Genomic DNA, 16702 nt, shown 5'->3' with positions numbered 1-16702 from the left:
AAGGCCATGTGTGATGTCTGTGTGATGAACGCGGTGAAGGACAGGATGCTGTCGCGCCGGGACCTGTTCCGTGGTGGGGTCGCGCTCGCGGCCGGTGGCACTGCGCTGGCGACCGGAACCGCCGCCTTGGCGGATGGCCATGGTAGCGTGCGCGACCTGACCCACGCTTACGACGAGACCTTTCCAACCTTCTTCAACGAACCTGGAATCGCCTACGATCAGGTTTTCAACTTCGCCGAACACGGCTTCAATCTGTTCGACCTGACCATTCGGGAACATACCGGAACTCATATCGACGCGCCTTTGCATTTCTCTGCCGACGGCCGGTCCGTCGACGAGATCGAGGTCGGCAATCTGGTCGTGCCGCTCTGCATCGTCGATATCCGGGAAAAGGCCGATGCCGACCCGGATGCGCAAGTCACGCCCGAAGACCTCGCGGCCTGGATCGAAGCCAATGGCGACATTCCCGACCGGGCCTGCGTGGCGATGAATTCCGGCTGGACCTCGAAGGTCGAGACCGAGGCCTATCGCGGTGCGGATGCCGACGGTGGGCTGCACTTCCCCGGCTTCCACCCCGAAGCGACGGCCATGCTATTGGAAACCACGAGCGCCAGCGCGATGGCGGTCGACACGCTTTCGCTGGATCACGGGCCTTCGGGCGATTTCGCGACGCATTACGCCTGGCTCCCCGCCGGGCGCTACGGGATCGAGAATCTGGCCCTGACGGACGATATTCCGGCGGCGGGTGCGACGCTGGTCGTGGGCGCCCCGACCCATAAGCGTGGCACCGGCGGCCCCGCGCGCATCTTCGCGATGGTCTGACCGCCACGTTTTCGCCGCACGCCGGTGCAGGATAACGCTCATGACGCAGACGCACCGCGATGAATGGATCCATCGTGACGGCGGGCGTTCGGCCTTGACCGTCGCGTGCCTCGTTTTCGGAACCTGCATTCTTGCAGTCGGATGGGCGCAAGACGCGTCCGGGTTCTGGCTGACGGTGGTCGGTCTGCCTGTTCTCGCATTGGCCTGGCTGGTGGTGCGGAACCCACGCTTCGAAACCAGGCTGGACGCACAGGCGCTGACGCTGATCGAGCCTCGTGGGACGCGCGTCTTTCCGCTGACCCGTATCCGGCACCTCGAGGCGGAGGACTGGAGCGATGCGACCCGTTATTCGCTGCATCTCGAAAGTGGCGAGGTCATCGACCTGTCCTCGTGGCAGCTTGCGACCTTGTCGCGGACAGCGCAGGCGTTTCGCGCTCGCGGCGTCGATGTGCTGATCCGTTAGGCGCTTTGCCTGCCGATCAGGCATTACGCGTACACATGTATTCCCCTTCGCCATCCTGCGTTTGACAACCCTACGCCCCAGGGGAACCGTGCCCCCGGACCCGACCGAGGAGCCCGCCATGCCCACCCCCATCTCTCGCCGCGCCTATGCCGACATGTACGGCCCCACCACCGGCGACCGCGTGCGGCTGGCCGATACCGAGCTCTGGATCGAGGTGGAACGTGACCTGACCACCTATGGCGAAGAGGTGAAGTTCGGCGGCGGCAAGGTCATCCGCGACGGGATGGGCCAGGGGCAGATGACGCGGGCCGAGGGCTCGGTCGACACCGTCATCACGAACGCGCTGATCCTGGACCATAGCGGGATCTACAAGGCCGATGTCGGCCTGCGGGATGGACGGATCGCTGCCATCGGGAAGGCGGGCAATCCGGATACGCAGGACGGCGTCACCATTCCCGTCGGTCCGGGCACCGAAGCCATCGCGGGCGAAGGACGCATTCTGACGGCGGGCGGCTTCGACGCGCATATCCATTTCATCTGTCCCCAGCAGATCGAGGATGCGCTCCATTCCGGATTGACGACCATGTTGGGGGGCGGCACGGGCCCGGCACATGGCACATTGGCCACGACCTGCACGCCGGGTCCTTGGCATATCGGGCGGATGCTTCAGGCTCTGGACGCCTTTCCCATCAATTTCGGCCTGTCCTGCAAGGGCAACGCCTCGCGTCCGGATGCGCTGGTCGAGATGGTGAAAGCGGGCGCCTGCGCGATGAAGCTGCACGAGGATTGGGGGACGACGCCCCAGGCCATCGACACCTGCCTCTCTGTCGCCGACGAGATGGACGTTCAGGTGATGATCCATACCGACACGCTGAACGAGTCCGGTTTCGTCGAGAGCACGATCGAGGCCATTGCCGGGCGCACCATTCACGCCTTTCATACCGAAGGCGCCGGCGGAGGGCATGCGCCGGACATCATCAAGGTCTGCGGACTGGATCACGTGCTGCCCAGTTCGACCAACCCGACCCGCCCCTACACCGTGAACACGCTCGAAGAGCATCTCGACATGCTCATGGTGTGCCACCATCTCGATCGCGCGATCCCCGAGGACGTGGCCTTTGCCGAGAGCCGCATCCGCAAGGAGACCATCGCCGCCGAAGACATCCTCCACGATATGGGGGCGTTCAGCATCATCGCGTCCGACAGCCAGGCGATGGGGCGGGTGGGCGAGGTGATCATCCGCACGTGGCAGACCGCCGACAAGATGAAGCGCCAGCGCGGCCGCTTGGCCGAGGAGCAGGGCGACAACGACAACTTGCGCGCCCGGCGCTATATCGCGAAGTACACGATCAATCCCGCCATCGCCCACGGCATCTCTCACGAGATCGGCAGCGTGGAGGTGGGCAAGCGCGCCGATCTCTGCCTCTGGTCGCCCGCCTTCTTCGGTGTGAAGCCGGAGATGGTTCTGGTCGGCGGGACCATTGCGTGTGCCCAGATGGGCGACCCGAATGCGTCGATCCCCACGCCCCAGCCGGTCTATTCCCGGCCGATGTTCGGCGCCTATGGCCGGTCACCCGAGAACGGCGCTGTCCTGTTCGTGTCGGAGGCGGCGGAGACCGGACATTTGGGCCTCGCCAAGCAGACGGTCCCGGTCAAGAACATCCGCGGTGTGGGCAAGCGCCAGATGGTCCTGAACGACGCGACGCCCGAGATCGAAGTCGATCCCGAGACCTACGAGGTGCGCGCCGACGGGGAGCTACTGACGTGCGAGCCCGCCGAGGTACTGCCGATGGCGCAACGGTATTTCCTGTTCTGAGGGCCACCTGATGCGATGGTCGCTTCCGGGATTGGTCTGCCTGACCGCTGCTCCGGCACTTGCCTGCCCGACCGCGGACGACTTGCGGACGGGCATCCTCGTCGTCTTCGCCGACGGCGCGGTGGACCGTCACACTGGCTTCGGCAACGAAGACGTCCGTGTCGAGGTCCTTCAGGACGACCAGGTGATCCAGGTCGATCTGGGGGCCCACGGCGCGTGCCTTCTGAATTCTGCGGAGATCGAACCGAACGGCGACCGCGCGGGTGAAATCGCCGTCTCCTATCCCGACGCGATCCCGGGCCCCACACCGAGTTCGGAATGGATCGTGACGGTCACCGAGAGCCATGACGGAGGCGCGGACGCTATCGAGGAGGCCCATGTCTGGCACGAGATGCGCGAGACGACGATTGGTGGCGGCCTATTTGCCGCATACGATGGCGTTCTGACGCGGAGATATGCGGACGGTGACTTCGCAGGCGAATTGGAGGGCGTGGAAATGGTGACATACCTCCCGGAGCATGGCTTCGGGTTCGTCGCGGGTGCTGGCCTGAATGCACTCGACCTCGATCTCTACGACGTCGAACGGATCGAGGCGGTCGAGTAGCCCTCCATGCCTGCCCACCTGACCTCAGCTGCGATCATGCTGGCCGCCGGGATCGGCATTCCCGTCCTTGCCGCGCTGAATGCACGCCTCGGCGCGCATATGGGCGCGCCGGCCAGCGCCGCGGTGATCCTCTTCGCCGTGGCCTTCGCCTCTGCGCTCGCCGTTGCGCTTCTGACCGGCCTCGACCTGCGCGCCGCCGCGGGCGCGCCGCCGCACCTGTTCCTCGCTGGCTGCCTCGTGGCCTTCTATGTCCTGTCCATCACCTGGATCGCGCCCCGTTTTGGGGTGGGCAACGCGGTGTTCTTCGTTCTGGTGGGGCAGGTGATCTCGGCCGGGATCATCGACCATTTCGGCCTCTTCGGCGCCAAGGTCGTCGCGATGACGCCGATCCGCGCCGCGGGTCTCGCCGCCATGGCGGGGGGCCTTTTTCTTACGCAGATAGCCGGCCGTCCGTGAGGCGTGACGGACCGGAGCATTGCGGACATGCGCCGCGCCGCGCGGGCAAGGAGGGACGTTCCGTTCGCGGCTTGACCTTCCCTCGCACAGGCGATTGCCTGCCGCCCGACAGACCGAAGGAATTCCAGATGACTGACATGCGCGCGCCGATCTCGACGGACGACCGCAAGATGATCGACGAGTGGTTGGCCTGGGTCGCCGGCCATACCGATCCGGCAGCCGAGATGGACAGTCACGACGCCATCATGGATCACCTGTCGGGGCTCGTGCAGCAGGACTTCATCGAGGAATACGGCCGCGAGGAACTGTTCGCCCTCGGCGTCGCATGGGGTGAGGCCCTGCGGCTCAAGAACGACGAGTGGATGTGGGTCTCGGTTCCCGCCGAGGGCGGCACCACTCTGGGGCTCGACCTCTCCGGTGATCCGAAGGTCGATCCGGCCAAGACGCTGGTCACGCCGGGCCATAGCTGGGCGAAGCGAAAGGGCATGAAGGCCGCGCTGGACCCCCATGCGATGGAGCGACAGCTCATGGCCGAAGTCGCGGCCTGACGATGGCGCGTCTCCTTGAAAGCCTGACCCGCGCCCCCGCAGATCTGTTGCGGCTCGACTACGAGTCCCGCCTGGTCCGTCGAAAACGATTGGTGACCGAGGGGGGGCGCGACGTGATGCTCGACCTCGAACGGCCGACCGATCTGGGCACCTATGCCGGCCTTGCTCTGGAAGATGGGACCGAGATCGCCGTCGTTCCGGCGGACGAGGCCGTTCTGCGCGTGACCGGCGACCTGCCGCGTCTCGCCTGGCATATCGGCAACCGCCACACCCCGTGCGAGATGACCGGCGCGGCGCTTGTGATCCGTGACGATCCCGTCCTGCGCGACATGCTGGAGCGGCTGGGCGCGACGATCGAAGTCGACCGCGCTCCGTTCCGCCCGGAGGGCGGCGCCTACGGGCACGGACGGGTGATGGGTCATGACCATAGCCACGACTGACCTGCTTCGCCTGACGCAGTGGCTTTCGCCTGCCTTCCCGACATCCGCCTACGCCTATTCCCATGGTCTGGAGACGGCCATCGCCGAGGGGCGGGTCACGGATGCCGACAGCCTGCGGGGCTGGTGCGAGGCCGTGCTGCGCTTCGGGGCTGGGGCTCTGGACGTTTGGGCGATCCGCGCCGTCCTCGATGGGAGCGATCCGGACGAGGTCAACGACCTCCTCCGCGCCCGGGCAGGAAGTGCCGAACGCTGGGCGGAAACACGCGATCAGGGCGCGGCCTTCGCCGCCACGACCGAGGGGATAGGGGGGGAACGCCTGAAGGCCGGGCTTGCGCTGCCGGTCGCGCTTGCGCTTCGGGCGCGAGAGATGGAGGCTGGGATTGTCGCGGCGCTCTACCTTCAGGGGCTTGCAGGGCAACTCGTGTCGGCGGGTCAGCGGATGCTGCCGCTCGGTCAGGTCGAGGCGCAGGCGGTTCTCGCCGACCTGCATCCCGTGATCGTGGAACTCGCAGGTCGTCCGTTCGAGGAGCAGCCGCCCGGCAGCGCGGCCTTCGCTGCCGAGATCGACGCCATGCGTCATGAAGCGCTACAACCGAGGATGTTCCGCACATGACCGAAACGACCGACCGGGGACGCGCCCTGTCCGAAGAGCTCAATCCCGGAATGGAGGCCGCGTTGGAGGCACGCTACGGACATCTCGTTCCCGGCCTGGCCGAAGGGGTCGTGGATTTCGCCTATGGTCGCCAATACGCCCGGCCCGGTCTGCCGCTGCGGGACCGCTACCTCGCCACCATCGCCGCCCTGACGGCCTTGGGCGGGCAAACCGCCCCCCAGCTGAAGGTCAATATCGCAGGCGGCCGAAAGGCCGGTCTGAGCCGGGAGGAGATCGGCGAGGTGATCTGGCAGATGGCGCTCTATGGTGGGTTTCCGTCCGCGATCAACGGCTTGAATGCCGCGCTCGAGGTGTTCGCGGAAGAGGACGAGACGTGATCGTTTCGGCCGTCATCTGGACGGTCGTCTTGCTGGACCTGGCCGCCCTGCATGCGGCCTGGGCCGCAAGGATCTGGTTGCCGCTGGGGGATGAGGCCGCGACGGCACGGGCCGTCGTCGGCACGCCTGGCATCGAGAAGATGCCGTCGCCGATCCTCTGTGGCGCGATCGCGGCCCTGCTGGCGCTTCTGGCGACGCTGCCCTGGTGGGACTTCTTCGGCCTGGCGCGCGCGGCCCTTCTGGCATCGGGTGTGGTGTTGGCCTTGCGCGGTGTCGCCGCCTACCTTCCCGCCTGGGCTCGGATCACGCCCGAGCAGCCATTCCGCAAGCTGGACCGCGCGGCCTACGGTCCGATCTGCCTGGCTCTTTCCCTTCTGGCTTTCACGATCGGAGGTGCGATGTGACGTCACCCAACGGCCCCCTGCGCGTCGGAATCGGAGGCCCTGTCGGCGCCGGCAAGACGACGCTGACCGAAGCCCTGGCGCGGGCGCTGTCGCCGCATCTGTCCATGGCGGTCGTCACGAACGATATCTACACCCGTGAGGATGCCGACTACCTGCTGCGCGCCCAAGCTCTTCCGGAGGCGCGGATCCGCGGCGTCGAGACCGGCGGCTGCCCCCACACGGCGATCCGGGAAGATGCCAGCGTCAACCTGGCCGCCATCGCCGAATTGCGCGCCTCGATACCCGATCTGGACCTCGTCCTGATCGAGAGCGGTGGCGACAATCTCGCGGCCACTTTCAGTCCTGAACTCGCCGATCTGACGATCTACGTGATCGACACGGCGGCCGGGCAGGATATCCCGCGCAAGAAGGGGCTCGGCCTCACGCGGTCGGACCTGCTGGTGATGAACAAGACCGATCTTGCCCCCCATGTCGGCGTGGATCTGGACGAGGCCCGGTCCGACCTGGAGGTCGCGCGCGCCGGCAAGCCCTTCATCATGGCATCGCTCAGGTCTTCCACCGGTGTTGATGATGTTGCATCATTCATCCGGCGCGAGGGCGGATTGTAGGGCCGGACGCGCCACATGGCTCCGGACAGGCCGCGTCTCGGCCGGGCCCCATGCGTATTGTCGTCGAATTCGTTTCTCATGCTACTCGGTATGAAGTTTCTCGACGCGACACCCAATCTGGTCATCGACCTGCCGCTCGCCTCCCTGATGGTGATCGCGGTCGTGATCGCCGCCGCGATCTTCTTCCTCGTAGCTCCGATGCTGAATTCAGCCCGTGGCGATTTGCCGGTCCGGAACCGACCCGAACCACGATTCGGCACGATTTCTCCGTTCGCCCCGGCGAGGGGAAAGACGGCCGAACGGCCGGCGCCGCCGATCCTCCAGCCAGAAGGCTTCGAGGACTGCGCAATCCGTGCAAAGACGTATCTCATGAGCCGCGAACAGGCGAAGCTCTACGCGGCCCTACGAGACTGGGCGGAGGGTCAGGATCTGGCCGTCAGCACCGAGGTCAGTCTCAGCGCGGTCTTCGAGGTCAGTCATCGGGACAGACGGGCAGCTCGGAGCGGTTTCGCGCGCATCCGCCAGAAATACCTCGATTTCCTGCTTCTGGACCGGGAGTGTCGCCCGATCTGTGGAGTGGAGTATCACGGCTCGGGGCATTTCCGAGGCAACGCGCAGGAGCGGGATGCGATCAAGCGCTACGTTTTCCAAGCCGCGGGTCTGCCCTTCGTCGAACTGCACCACGGGACGTCTTCTGCCGAGATGATCGCTCAGGTCGCGCGGGCGACGGGCCGGGCCTCCGTCCGGATCGCCGCCGAGTAGCTCAGAGCCAGCGGTCGCGGTCGGTCCCGACGGCCGCGGTCACGTTCGCATATCCATCCCGCGCGAGCAGGCGGTCGAGGCCGATCGCGATGCGGCGGGCGAGGGACGGCCCTTCATAGACCAGAGCCGTGTAAAGCTGCACCGCGAGAGCCCCGGCCTTGATCTTCGCGTAAGCCTCTTCGGCCGAGCCGATCCCGCCCACGCCGATCAACGGCATGTCCGGCATCAGCACCGACAGACGAGCCAGGACACGGGTGGAGCGTTCGAAGAGCGGCGTCCCCGACAGGCCGCCGGGTTGGGAGGCGTGCGGCGAGGCAAGGCCGTCGCGGGATACGGTCGTGTTGGTCGCGATCACCGCGTCCACCTCTGTCGCCGCCTGCGCGAGCTGTTCGAGTTCGGTCCCGGAGAGATCGGGCGCGATCTTGAGAAAGACCGGGATGCGCCGGGGCAGGCCGTCCCGCGCGGCAAGCACGCCGGCCAGCAGCGCGCGCAGGGCCTCGCCGCCCTGAAGGTCGCGCAGACGCTCGGTGTTCGGGCTGCTGACATTGACCGTCGCGAAGTCCACATGCGGCCCGCAGGTGGTCAGCACGCGGGCAAAGTCGTCGGCGCGATCCTCGCTGTCCTTGTTCGCGCCGAGGTTCAGGCCGACGACCGCGTCCCTCGGCCGCTGCGCCAGTCGCGCGGCGATCGCGTCCGCCCCGTCATTGTTGAACCCGAACCGGTTGATGACGGCGCGATCCTCGGTCAGTCGGAAAAGACGGGGCCGCGGATTGCCGGGCTGCGGCCGCGGCGTCGCGGCTCCGACCTCCAGCCAGCCGAACCCGGTCCGTGACAGGGCATCCATCGCCGTCGCGTTCTTGTCGAAGCCTGCGGCCAGCCCTACCGGGTTGGGAAGGTCGAGACCGGCCAGCGACACCCGCAGCCGGTCGCTCGTCAGGGGGCCGCCGCGTGGACCCAGGCCCGCGTTGAGGGCACGGAGGGCAAGGCCATGGGCGCGCTCGGGATCGAGGTTCCGAAGGGCGGCCAGCCCGATCCGTTCGATCATTCCATCCCCGCCGGGAACCGATGCACTCCGTCGATCAGGGGCAGGGGTTGTGCCCATGCGACCTGATCCATCCGCAACGGGGCGTAAAGATGCGGAAAGTCCTCGCCGCCGCGTGACGCCTCCCAGTGCAGCTGCGACCCGAGCGCGGCCTCTTCGACCGCGATCAGCCACAGCCCGTCTTCACCGGCGAAGTGCTTCGCGGCGGTCTCGGGCGCCTGCGCTGCCGTCGAGAAATGGATGTATCCGTCCGAGACGTCCACCGGCGCGCCGGTCGTGCTTTCGTCCGCGCGCAGCGCGTCCCATTCGGGCGTGCGGAAAATCTTGTAGATCATGGTTCTGGCGGATGCCCGTGCCGCTGCGTCGCGTCAAGCATCTGTCACATCCCCTTGCGATGGGCGCGGGGCCGACGCACCATCGCGACATGTATCCAACGGGGGATTCACCAAGATGACCAAGTTTCTGACCGCAACCGCCACCGCCGCGCTTCTGGCCGGGATGGCGCAGGCCGATGGCCACGCGGCGTATACGTTGCATATCCTGCACATCAACGACCTGCACAGCAGGATCGAGCCGATCAACCGCTTCGATTCCACCTGTTCGGCCGAGGACGATGCCGCAGGCGAGTGCTTTGGCGGCGTGGCCCGGGTCAAGTCGTTCCTGGACGACAAGCGCGCCGAACTGGAGGGCGAGAACTTCGTGGTGCTCGACGCGGGCGACCAGTTCCAGGGCAGCCTGATGTACACGACCTACAAGGGCGACGTGGAAGCCGAGATGATGAACGCCATCGGCTTCGACGCCATGGCGGTCGGCAACCACGAATTCGACGACGGACCCGAGCAGCTGGCCGAATTCACCACCGAAGCGGACGTGCCGCTGGTCTCGGGCAATCTGGACCTGAGCCAGTCGAACGTGCTGGGCGAGGAGGAGGTCGCCGACCACCTGATCCTCGAAGTCGGAGGAGAGCGGATCGGCATCGTTAGCGCGCTCGCCACCGATACCGACGAGACCTCCAGCCCCGGCCCCAATGTGATCTTCCAGGACGAGGTCGAGGCGCTGCAGGCCGATGTCGATGCGTTGACCGAGCAGGGCGTGACAAAGATCATCGCCCTGACCCATGTCGGCCTGCCCGTCGATCGCCGCATCGCCGAGAACGTCACCGGCATCGACGTCATCGTCGGCGGCCACAGCCACACCCTCTTTTCGAATACCGAAGAGGGAGCCGAGGCCTATCCGACCGTCGTCAACGACGTCCCGATCGTCCAGGCCTACGCCTATTCCAAATATGTGGGTCATCTGACCGTCGCCTTCGATGCCGAGGGCAACGTGATCTCGGCCGAGGGCGACACCAACCTGCTGGATGCGAGCGTCGAGCCCGACGCGGAGATCGCGGCCCGCATTGCGGAACTGGCCGGCCCCATCGAGGAGCTGAAGGCCCAGGTCATCGGCGAGGCCTCTGAGCCGATCGAAGGCGCGCGTGAGGTCTGCCGTGCGCAGGAATGCCCCATGGGGAACCTCGTGGCCGACGCCATGCTGGCCCGCGTTGCCGATCAGGGCATCCAGATCGCCATCCAGAACGGGGGCGGCCTGCGGGCCTCCATCGATGGTGGAGAGATCACGATGGGCGAGGTTCTGACGGTTCTGCCGTTCCAGAACACGCTGGCGACCTTCGAGGCCACGGGTCAGACCATCATCGACGCGCTCGAGAACGGGGTCAGCCAGATCGAAGAGGGTGCCGGACGCTTCCCGCAGGTCGCGGGCATGTCCTACAGCTTCGATGCGTCCGCCGATCCGGGTAGCCGGATCAGCGACGTCATGGTCGGCGGTGAGCCCATCGACCCGGCCGCAACCTATGGCGTGGTGACCAACAACTACGTCCGTAACGGCGGCGACGGCTACGCGATGTTCTCCACCGCCGAGAACGCGTACGATTTCGGTCCCGGACTGGAACTCGTGGTAGCCGACTACATCGCCGAGCAGGGCGGCACCTACACGCCCTACACGGACGGCCGCATCACCGCCCAGTAACCCTTGGGCAAGCCCGTCCCCGGATCTGATCCGGGGGCGGGACGTCCGAATTTTCCTTTCGAATCAAGATGCGGGTCAAGCTGACTTTACACCGGTAGTGTCTTTCAATTCCGCCTTTGCGTTCTATACAGGGTGCAGGACGGACCGGCTTCTCCGTCATGATCGAGTGGAGTAGGGCCCGGAATGCTTGCACCGACGCCGATGAACCAGGCGGTCAGACTGGCCGCGATCCGCCGCTACGACCTTGGCCACAATGTCCATCGAGGGGCATTCGACGGCATCGTCGAGCTTGCGGCGCAAGTCTGCCAATGCCCGATCGCTTTGGTCTCCATCGTCCGTGAAGCGGATCAGGTCTTCGAGGCGGCCTGCGGCCTGGATCAGTCCGGCACGGATCTTGGCTCGTCGGTCTGCTCCCATGCGATCCTTCAGGATGAGTTGCTCGAAATCAGCGACCTGCGTCTCGACATGCGCACCCATGACAATCCGCTTGTCACGGATCCCGATGACCCGCTCGTGTTCTATGCCGGGGCGCAGATCGTCACGCGGGACGGGGTGACCCTCGGCTCCCTGTGTGTCCTCGACCGGCGGCCGCGCCGGCTGGGCGATCACGAGCGTCGCGCGCTGCGCATCCTCGCCGATCAGGTGATGCAACGCCTCGAACTGCACGAGGCGATGCGTCAGCAGGAAGTCCTGCGCCGTGAGGTGGACCACCGGGTCAAGAACAACCTCGCGAACGTCGCGGTGCTCGCACGGATGGCGGCCCGCACGGCGGTCTCGCCCGAGACGCGCGAGACGCTCGCATCGGTCGAACGGCGCATCCAGGTGATGGTCGAGCTGCATTCGACCCTCTATTCCAGCGCCGAAACCGGCGGGGATGACGTTGCGATAGATGTGCCCGATTACCTGTCGCGCGTAATTCGTCACCTTCAGGCCATCGCGCCCGCCGGGGTACGGATCGAGGAAGCCTTCGATCCGCTCCAGCTGGTTTCCCAGAAGGCGTCGGCCCTTGGGGTCCTCGCGAACGAGCTGACGTCGAATGCCTGCAAGCATGCCTTCCCGGATGGTCGGAAAGGGACCGTCCAGTTGATCGGGCGACGCAGCGGCGATCTCTACACGCTGAGTTGCGAGGATGACGGCATCGGCATGCAGGACGAAGCGACCGCCAAGGGTCTGGGGATGCGGATCATGCAGGCCTCCTGCGCCCAGCTTGGGGCAGAGCTCTCCTGGAGCAGTGTTCCCGGCAAGACGGTCGGCAGCGTCACCTTCGCCGCTGACCACCGCTGACGGCACTGTCGCGGTGCCTGCACGCGGCACCGAGCCCGCCGATCCGGCCGACCGCTCGCGGCCTGCACCGACGATGTGATAGGCGGGCCTCATGTGCGGCCGCTATGCCCTCACCTTGCCCCATGAAGCGACGGCGACCCTCTTCGCGGCGGCGCCCGGGAACGATCTGCCCGAGGTGCCGCGCTGGAATGTCTGTCCGACGACGCAGATCGTCGCGGTGCTTCCGGGGCGTCGGCTGGTCTCGATGCGATGGGGGTTCATCCCTCATTGGTATGACCGCCCCGCCGGAGGGCCGCTGCTGATCAACGCCCGGTCCGAAACCGTGGCCACCAAGCCCGCCTTTCGGGACGCCATCCGGTCGCGCCGATGCCTGATCCCGGCGACGGGCTTCTACGAATGGACCAAGGATGCAGACGGCAATCGGCTTCCCTGGTACTTCCACCGGCCAGATGGAGCCTCCATTGCCTTCGCCGGACTCTGGCAGGAATGGAGGGACCTGGGGCCGACCTGCGCTATCGTCTCGACGGCGGCGGGTCCGACCATGGCGCAGATCCACCACCGCGAACCCGTCATGCTGCCGGAAGAGGACTGGGCCACCTGGCTGGGCGAGACGGATGAGAAGGCGGCGCCGCTGATGCGTCCGGTCCCGGACCGTTGGCTGGAGCGGCATCGGGTGTCAACCAAGGTCAACTCGAACCGCGCCGAAGGACCGGACTTGATCGACCCTCTGATCGAGGACGAATAGACCTCTGCTTTGCATCGGCTTCTCCGACGGGGATCACGCCCCCCGAAACGAGGACGACCCGCGCTTGCGCGCGGGCCGACCAGTCCGGGAGAGATAGGCGTCGAGCCGGGTCCGAAGGACCTGCTTGGGGGGAGGAGAGATCGGTTCGCCACGATCCCGGCTCGCTGCCTTGGAGAGAGGTCTGACCGCGGATTGTGTCACGATCTGGGCAGCGCGACGTTCATTCCACGACAATCGGAAACGATCGCGGCGAACAGATCACATTATGCCAGATCCGGCGGCGTCGCTTCGGCCCCCAGCCGCGCGGTTACCTCGTCCAACGACGTCACTTCCGTCGCCTTCTCGCCCAACCGGCGCAGCGTGACGGTCCGGTCCTCGACCTCCTTGCGGCCGATGGCGAGGATGACGGGCACCTTGCCGACCGAATGCTCCCGGACCTTGTAGTTGATCTTTTCGTTCCGGATATCGGCCTCTGCCCGGACGCCGGCGGCCTTCAGCGTCTCGACCACCTCCGCCACGTAATCGTCGGCCTCGGACACGATGGAAGCGACGACCACCTGCCGCGGCGCCAGCCAGAACGGCAGGCGCCCCGCGCTGTTCTCGATCAGAATGCCGATGAAGCGCTCGAACGACCCCAGACAGGCGCGGTGGAGCATGTAGGGTCGGTGCTTCTCGCCATCCTCTCCGATATAGGTCGCACCCAGTCTTTCGGGCAGGTTAGGATCGACCTGGAAAGTGCCGCATTGCCAGACCCGCTCGATGGCGTCGGTCAGGTAGAAGTCGAGCTTGGGGCCGTAGAACGCGCCGTCCCCTTCCTCGATCCGGTAGGGGGCACCGACGGACTTGATGGCCGATTCCAGCGCGTTCTCGACATGGTCCCAGGCCTCGTCGCTGCCGACGCGCTTTTCGGGGCGGGTGGCGAAGGCGATGTCGAAACTCTCGAAGCCCAGATCCTCGTAGACCGAGGACAGGAAGGTGATGAACTTCGCGCATTCCGCTTCGATCTGGTCCTCGGTGCAGAAGATATGCGCGTCGTCCTGGGTGAAGCCGCGCACGCGCATGATGCCGTGCAGCGCGCCGGACGGTTCGTAGCGGTTGCACGACCCGAACTCGGCCATGCGAAGGGGCAGATCGCGGTAGGATTTCAGGCCGTGATTGAAGACTTGCACGTGGCAGGGGCAGTTCATCGGCTTGAGCGCGTTGATCGACTTCTGGGCCGCGTGCTCCTCGTCCACCTCGACGATGAACATGTGCTCCTGGTACTTGTCCCAGTGGCCCGAGGCTTCCCACAGCTTCCGGTTCACGACCTGCGGGGTGTTCACCTCATGGTAGCCGTCGGCGCGCTGCTTGCGGCGCATGTAGTCTTGCAACGTGGTGTAGATGGTCCAGCCGTTCGGATGCCAGAAGACCTGGCCCGGTGCCTCTTCCTGCATGTGGAAGAGGTTCATCTCGCGACCGAGGCGGCGGTGGTCGCGACGTTCCGCTTCTTCGAGGAAGTGAAGGTGTTGCTTCAGTTCGTCCTTGTTCCTGAAGGCGACGCCGTAGATGCGCTGGAGTTGCGGACGGCTCGAGTCGCCGAGCCAGTAGGCGGCCGAAACGCGGGTGAGCTTGAAGGCGTCCGCCGGGAGTTGACCGGTATGTTGCAGGTGGGGCCCACGGCAGAGATCCTGCCAATCCCCGTGCCAATACATGCGAATGGGTTCGTCCCCGGGAATCCGGTCGATGAGTTCGACCTTGAAGGGCTCTCCGGCGGCTTCGTAATGGGCGCGGGCGCGAGGACGGTCCCAGACCTCGGTCTTAACTTCGTCACGTAGCGCAATGATTTCGCGCATCTTCTTTTCGATGGCGCCGAGGTCTTCGGGGGTGAAGGGATCTTCGCGGTCGAAGTCGTAGAACCATCCGAAATCGCGCACGGGGCCGATCGTGACCTTCACGTCGGGCCAGATTTCCTGCACGGCGCGGGCCATGACATGGGCAAGGTCGTGGCGGATCAGCTCCAATGCCTGAACTTCGTCCTGCATGGTGTTGATCTGGATCGAGGAATCCTTCTCGATCGGCCATTGCAGATCCCAATGTGCTCCGTCGACAAGGGCCGAGATAGCCTTCTTGCCCAGCGACTTGGAAATGCCCTCGGCCACCTCTTTCGGGGTGGTCCCGCGAGGGACCTCACGCGAATTGCCATCGGGGAAAGTGAGGGTGATCTGGGACATCTGCGGTCCTCCTCGTCGGTCTGGCGCCCACGGAACGCCCGGTTGCGGGTGGGCGGTGTGTGGCGCGCCCGGCAAGGGTTGGCAAGCCGGGAAATCACCCGAAATCCGTGTGCACCCCCCGTGCACCCCCTGTCTGCACTATCGGCACCAGACAGGTTGCGCGCCGCCGTGGGCGGCCCGCCCGGGGGCGGATCGGACGGGGCTTCGAGCCCCGTCCGATCCGGGCCTCCGGCGGGGATATTTCGGAAGCAGAGAAGCGGTGTCCATTTCGGAGCGGTGGTGCGCCGTCGCCGGGTGGAGGAGATGCCTTGCGAGGACGGCGCGCCGCAAGGGCAGGTGGAGATATCCGGGCGGGCCGCCAGAGTGGGCCCGTCATGCGAGCCTTGGGACTGGGTCGGCCGGATCGGTCCGACCTGAACCCCTGACGCAGGTCATGGACGGGGGCGCGCGGGAGGACGATGATGCGACGGCACGTCAAAGGAGGTCCCGATGGATCGCATATTGGTCGCCACCGATTTGAGCGCGAGGTCCGATCGCGCCTTGGCCCGGGGGATCGCGCTGGCCCGCTCGACCGGAGCGGAACTGAACGTCGTCTCGGTCGTCGATGACGATCTGCCGGCCGAACTGATCCTCGCCCATGAGGAGAAGGCGGAAGAGGTGCTCAAGGCGCGGCTCGAGAAAGAGGGGGTCGAGGCCCGCCTGCATGTGGAGAACGGGCACCCGGTGCAGATGGTCCCGGGGCTGGCCCGGGCAATCGGGGCGGATCTTCTGGTCGTCGGCGGGCATCGCGGGCGCGGCTGGGAGGACTGGATCAGCGAGCCGAACCTCACCCGGATCCTGCGCGCGATCGAGTGCGATGCGTTGGTGGCGCTCCAGCCGCCGGAGGTGGAGTGGACGCGGATCGTGCTGGGCTGGGACGGCTCTCCGGTCTGCCGCGCTGCGATCGGTCTGGCGCGCGCTCTTGCTCCGGAGGCCGAGTTGATCCCGGCCCGCGCCGTCGCGCCGCCGAGCGCCGCGGCGATGGGGGCTGCGATCGCCGTGGTCGAGGAAAACCGGATCGCGACCGACGAGGCCGAGGAGTCGCTGCGGGCCGTCAGCGAGACCCTCGAAGGTCCGGTTGGGAAGCCGCAGGTTCGCGTGGGAGGTCCGGCCTGGGTCCTCGACCGCGTGGCGCAGGATGTGGGCGCCACCGCCATCGCAGTCGGGCGCCACGCGCGTGGCGGTCTGGCCCGGTTGCTGCTGGGGCATACGGCGTTGGCCCTGGCGATGTCGACGCAGAGGGATCTTCTGATCGCTGCGCCCCCGTCCGGGTAGGGAGGGGCCATCGGGCATATCCCTTGCGCGCTGCCGGGCCGCACGATCTTCGGCGGTGGTCACTTTACGGTACACCGGGGTGACACGGGGGGCGCCGGCTGCCGCCGCTTCGCGAGCGAGCGGGTACGGTCAAAAAGAAACGGCCCCCCGCGCGCGGTTTGCGCGC

At 66.3% G+C, this 16702-nt stretch carries 19 protein-coding genes; 16 read left to right on the top strand and 3 right to left on the bottom strand.

Going from position 1 to position 16702, the window contains the following annotated elements; genetic code table 11:
• Nucleotides 1–6: 6 nt before the first annotated feature.
• The 12 genes from jaqu_RS10385 (at nucleotide 7) to jaqu_RS10330 (ending at nucleotide 7913) form a co-directional block, all read left to right on the top strand.
• Nucleotides 7–822, top strand: coding sequence for a cyclase family protein (locus jaqu_RS10385; protein WP_043918914.1), 816 nt, complete (start codon nucleotides 7–9; stop codon nucleotides 820–822).
• A gap of 40 nt (nucleotides 823–862) precedes the next feature.
• Nucleotides 863–1285 carry a hypothetical protein gene (locus jaqu_RS10380; protein ID WP_043918913.1) on the top strand — a complete coding sequence of 141 codons (423 nt, stop codon included), beginning with the start codon at nucleotides 863–865 and terminating at the stop codon, nucleotides 1283–1285.
• A gap of 118 nt (nucleotides 1286–1403) precedes the next feature.
• Nucleotides 1404–3101, top strand: a complete 1698-nt coding sequence (gene ureC, locus jaqu_RS10375) for an urease subunit alpha (RefSeq protein ID WP_043918912.1) — start codon at nucleotides 1404–1406, stop codon at nucleotides 3099–3101.
• A gap of 10 nt (nucleotides 3102–3111) precedes the next feature.
• Nucleotides 3112–3705, top strand: coding sequence for a hypothetical protein (locus tag jaqu_RS10370; protein ID WP_043918911.1), 594 nt, complete (start codon nucleotides 3112–3114; stop codon nucleotides 3703–3705).
• A 6-nt stretch (nucleotides 3706–3711) separates the two neighbouring features.
• Complete coding sequence (locus jaqu_RS10365) at nucleotides 3712–4161, top strand: DMT family transporter (protein WP_043918910.1); 450 nt, start codon at nucleotides 3712–3714, stop codon at nucleotides 4159–4161.
• Between the two features lie 128 nt (nucleotides 4162–4289).
• Nucleotides 4290–4709: a hypothetical protein gene (locus jaqu_RS10360; protein WP_043918909.1), complete on the top strand. Its 420-nt coding sequence runs from the start codon at nucleotides 4290–4292 to the stop codon at nucleotides 4707–4709.
• A gap of 2 nt (nucleotides 4710–4711) precedes the next feature.
• Entirely contained in the window at nucleotides 4712–5149 is a 438-nt protein-coding gene (locus tag jaqu_RS10355) for an urease accessory protein UreE (RefSeq protein ID WP_043918908.1), read from the top strand.
• Nucleotides 5130–5762: an urease accessory protein UreF gene (locus jaqu_RS10350; RefSeq protein WP_043918907.1), complete on the top strand. Its 633-nt coding sequence runs from the start codon at nucleotides 5130–5132 to the stop codon at nucleotides 5760–5762. Before jaqu_RS10355 ends, jaqu_RS10350 begins: the two co-directional genes overlap by 20 nt.
• A complete protein-coding gene (locus tag jaqu_RS10345) occupies nucleotides 5759–6139 on the top strand; it encodes a carboxymuconolactone decarboxylase family protein (RefSeq protein WP_043918906.1) in 381 nt (126 codons plus the stop codon). The genes jaqu_RS10350 and jaqu_RS10345 overlap by 4 nt, the downstream gene beginning before the upstream one ends.
• A complete protein-coding gene (locus jaqu_RS10340; protein ID WP_043918905.1) occupies nucleotides 6136–6543 on the top strand; it encodes a DUF3995 domain-containing protein in 408 nt (135 codons plus the stop codon). Before jaqu_RS10345 ends, jaqu_RS10340 begins: the two co-directional genes overlap by 4 nt.
• Entirely contained in the window at nucleotides 6540–7151 is a 612-nt protein-coding gene (gene ureG / locus jaqu_RS10335; RefSeq protein WP_043918904.1) for an urease accessory protein UreG, read from the top strand. Before jaqu_RS10340 ends, ureG begins: the two co-directional genes overlap by 4 nt.
• Nucleotides 7152–7241: 90 nt before the next feature.
• On the top strand, nucleotides 7242–7913 hold the full coding sequence (locus tag jaqu_RS10330; RefSeq protein WP_043918903.1) for a DUF2726 domain-containing protein: 672 nt from the start codon (nucleotides 7242–7244) through the stop codon (nucleotides 7911–7913).
• Nucleotide 7914: 1 nt separating this feature from the next.
• Here the strand turns inward: jaqu_RS10330 and jaqu_RS10325 are convergent, their stop codons facing one another.
• Together jaqu_RS10325 and jaqu_RS10320 are read right to left on the bottom strand one after the other, a co-directional pair.
• Nucleotides 7915–8958: a quinone-dependent dihydroorotate dehydrogenase gene (locus jaqu_RS10325; RefSeq protein WP_043918902.1), complete on the bottom strand. Its 1044-nt coding sequence runs from the start codon at nucleotides 8956–8958 to the stop codon at nucleotides 7915–7917.
• Nucleotides 8955–9290: a DUF952 domain-containing protein gene (locus jaqu_RS10320; RefSeq protein WP_043918901.1), complete on the bottom strand. Its 336-nt coding sequence runs from the start codon at nucleotides 9288–9290 to the stop codon at nucleotides 8955–8957. Before jaqu_RS10320 ends, jaqu_RS10325 begins: the two co-directional genes overlap by 4 nt.
• A 115-nt stretch (nucleotides 9291–9405) precedes the next feature.
• Here jaqu_RS10320 and jaqu_RS10315 point away from each other — a divergent pair, with 115 nt between their 5' ends.
• The 3 genes from jaqu_RS10315 to jaqu_RS10305 all read left to right on the top strand — a co-directional run bounded on the left by jaqu_RS10315 (nucleotide 9406) and on the right by jaqu_RS10305 (nucleotide 13012).
• Nucleotides 9406–10983, top strand: coding sequence for a bifunctional metallophosphatase/5'-nucleotidase (locus jaqu_RS10315; protein ID WP_043918900.1), 1578 nt, complete (start codon nucleotides 9406–9408; stop codon nucleotides 10981–10983).
• Between the two features lie 183 nt (nucleotides 10984–11166).
• Nucleotides 11167–12267: a histidine kinase dimerization/phosphoacceptor domain -containing protein gene (locus jaqu_RS10310; RefSeq protein WP_052500910.1), complete on the top strand. Its 1101-nt coding sequence runs from the start codon at nucleotides 11167–11169 to the stop codon at nucleotides 12265–12267.
• A 91-nt stretch (nucleotides 12268–12358) separates the two neighbouring features.
• The gene (locus tag jaqu_RS10305) at nucleotides 12359–13012 is read left to right on the top strand and encodes an SOS response-associated peptidase (protein ID WP_043918899.1); all 654 of its coding nucleotides are present in this window, start codon (nucleotides 12359–12361) and stop codon (nucleotides 13010–13012) included.
• 263 nt (nucleotides 13013–13275) lie between these two features.
• On the opposite strand, the gene thrS is transcribed toward jaqu_RS10305, so the two are convergent.
• Nucleotides 13276–15222, bottom strand: a complete 1947-nt coding sequence (gene thrS / locus jaqu_RS10300; RefSeq protein WP_043918898.1) for a threonine--tRNA ligase — start codon at nucleotides 15220–15222, stop codon at nucleotides 13276–13278.
• Nucleotides 15223–15711: 489 nt separating this feature from the next.
• Here thrS and jaqu_RS20645 point away from each other — a divergent pair, with 489 nt between their 5' ends.
• Entirely contained in the window at nucleotides 15712–16536 is an 825-nt protein-coding gene (locus jaqu_RS20645) for a universal stress protein (protein ID WP_052500909.1), read from the top strand.
• The last annotated feature ends 166 nt before the right edge of the window (nucleotides 16537–16702 follow it).

The sequence above is a fragment of the Jannaschia aquimarina genome, from assembly GCF_000877395.1.
Classification (GTDB): domain Bacteria; phylum Pseudomonadota; class Alphaproteobacteria; order Rhodobacterales; family Rhodobacteraceae; genus Jannaschia; species Jannaschia aquimarina.
Note: the sequence above shows the minus strand (reverse complement) of the source record. Positions and strands in the feature narration are given on the sequence as shown.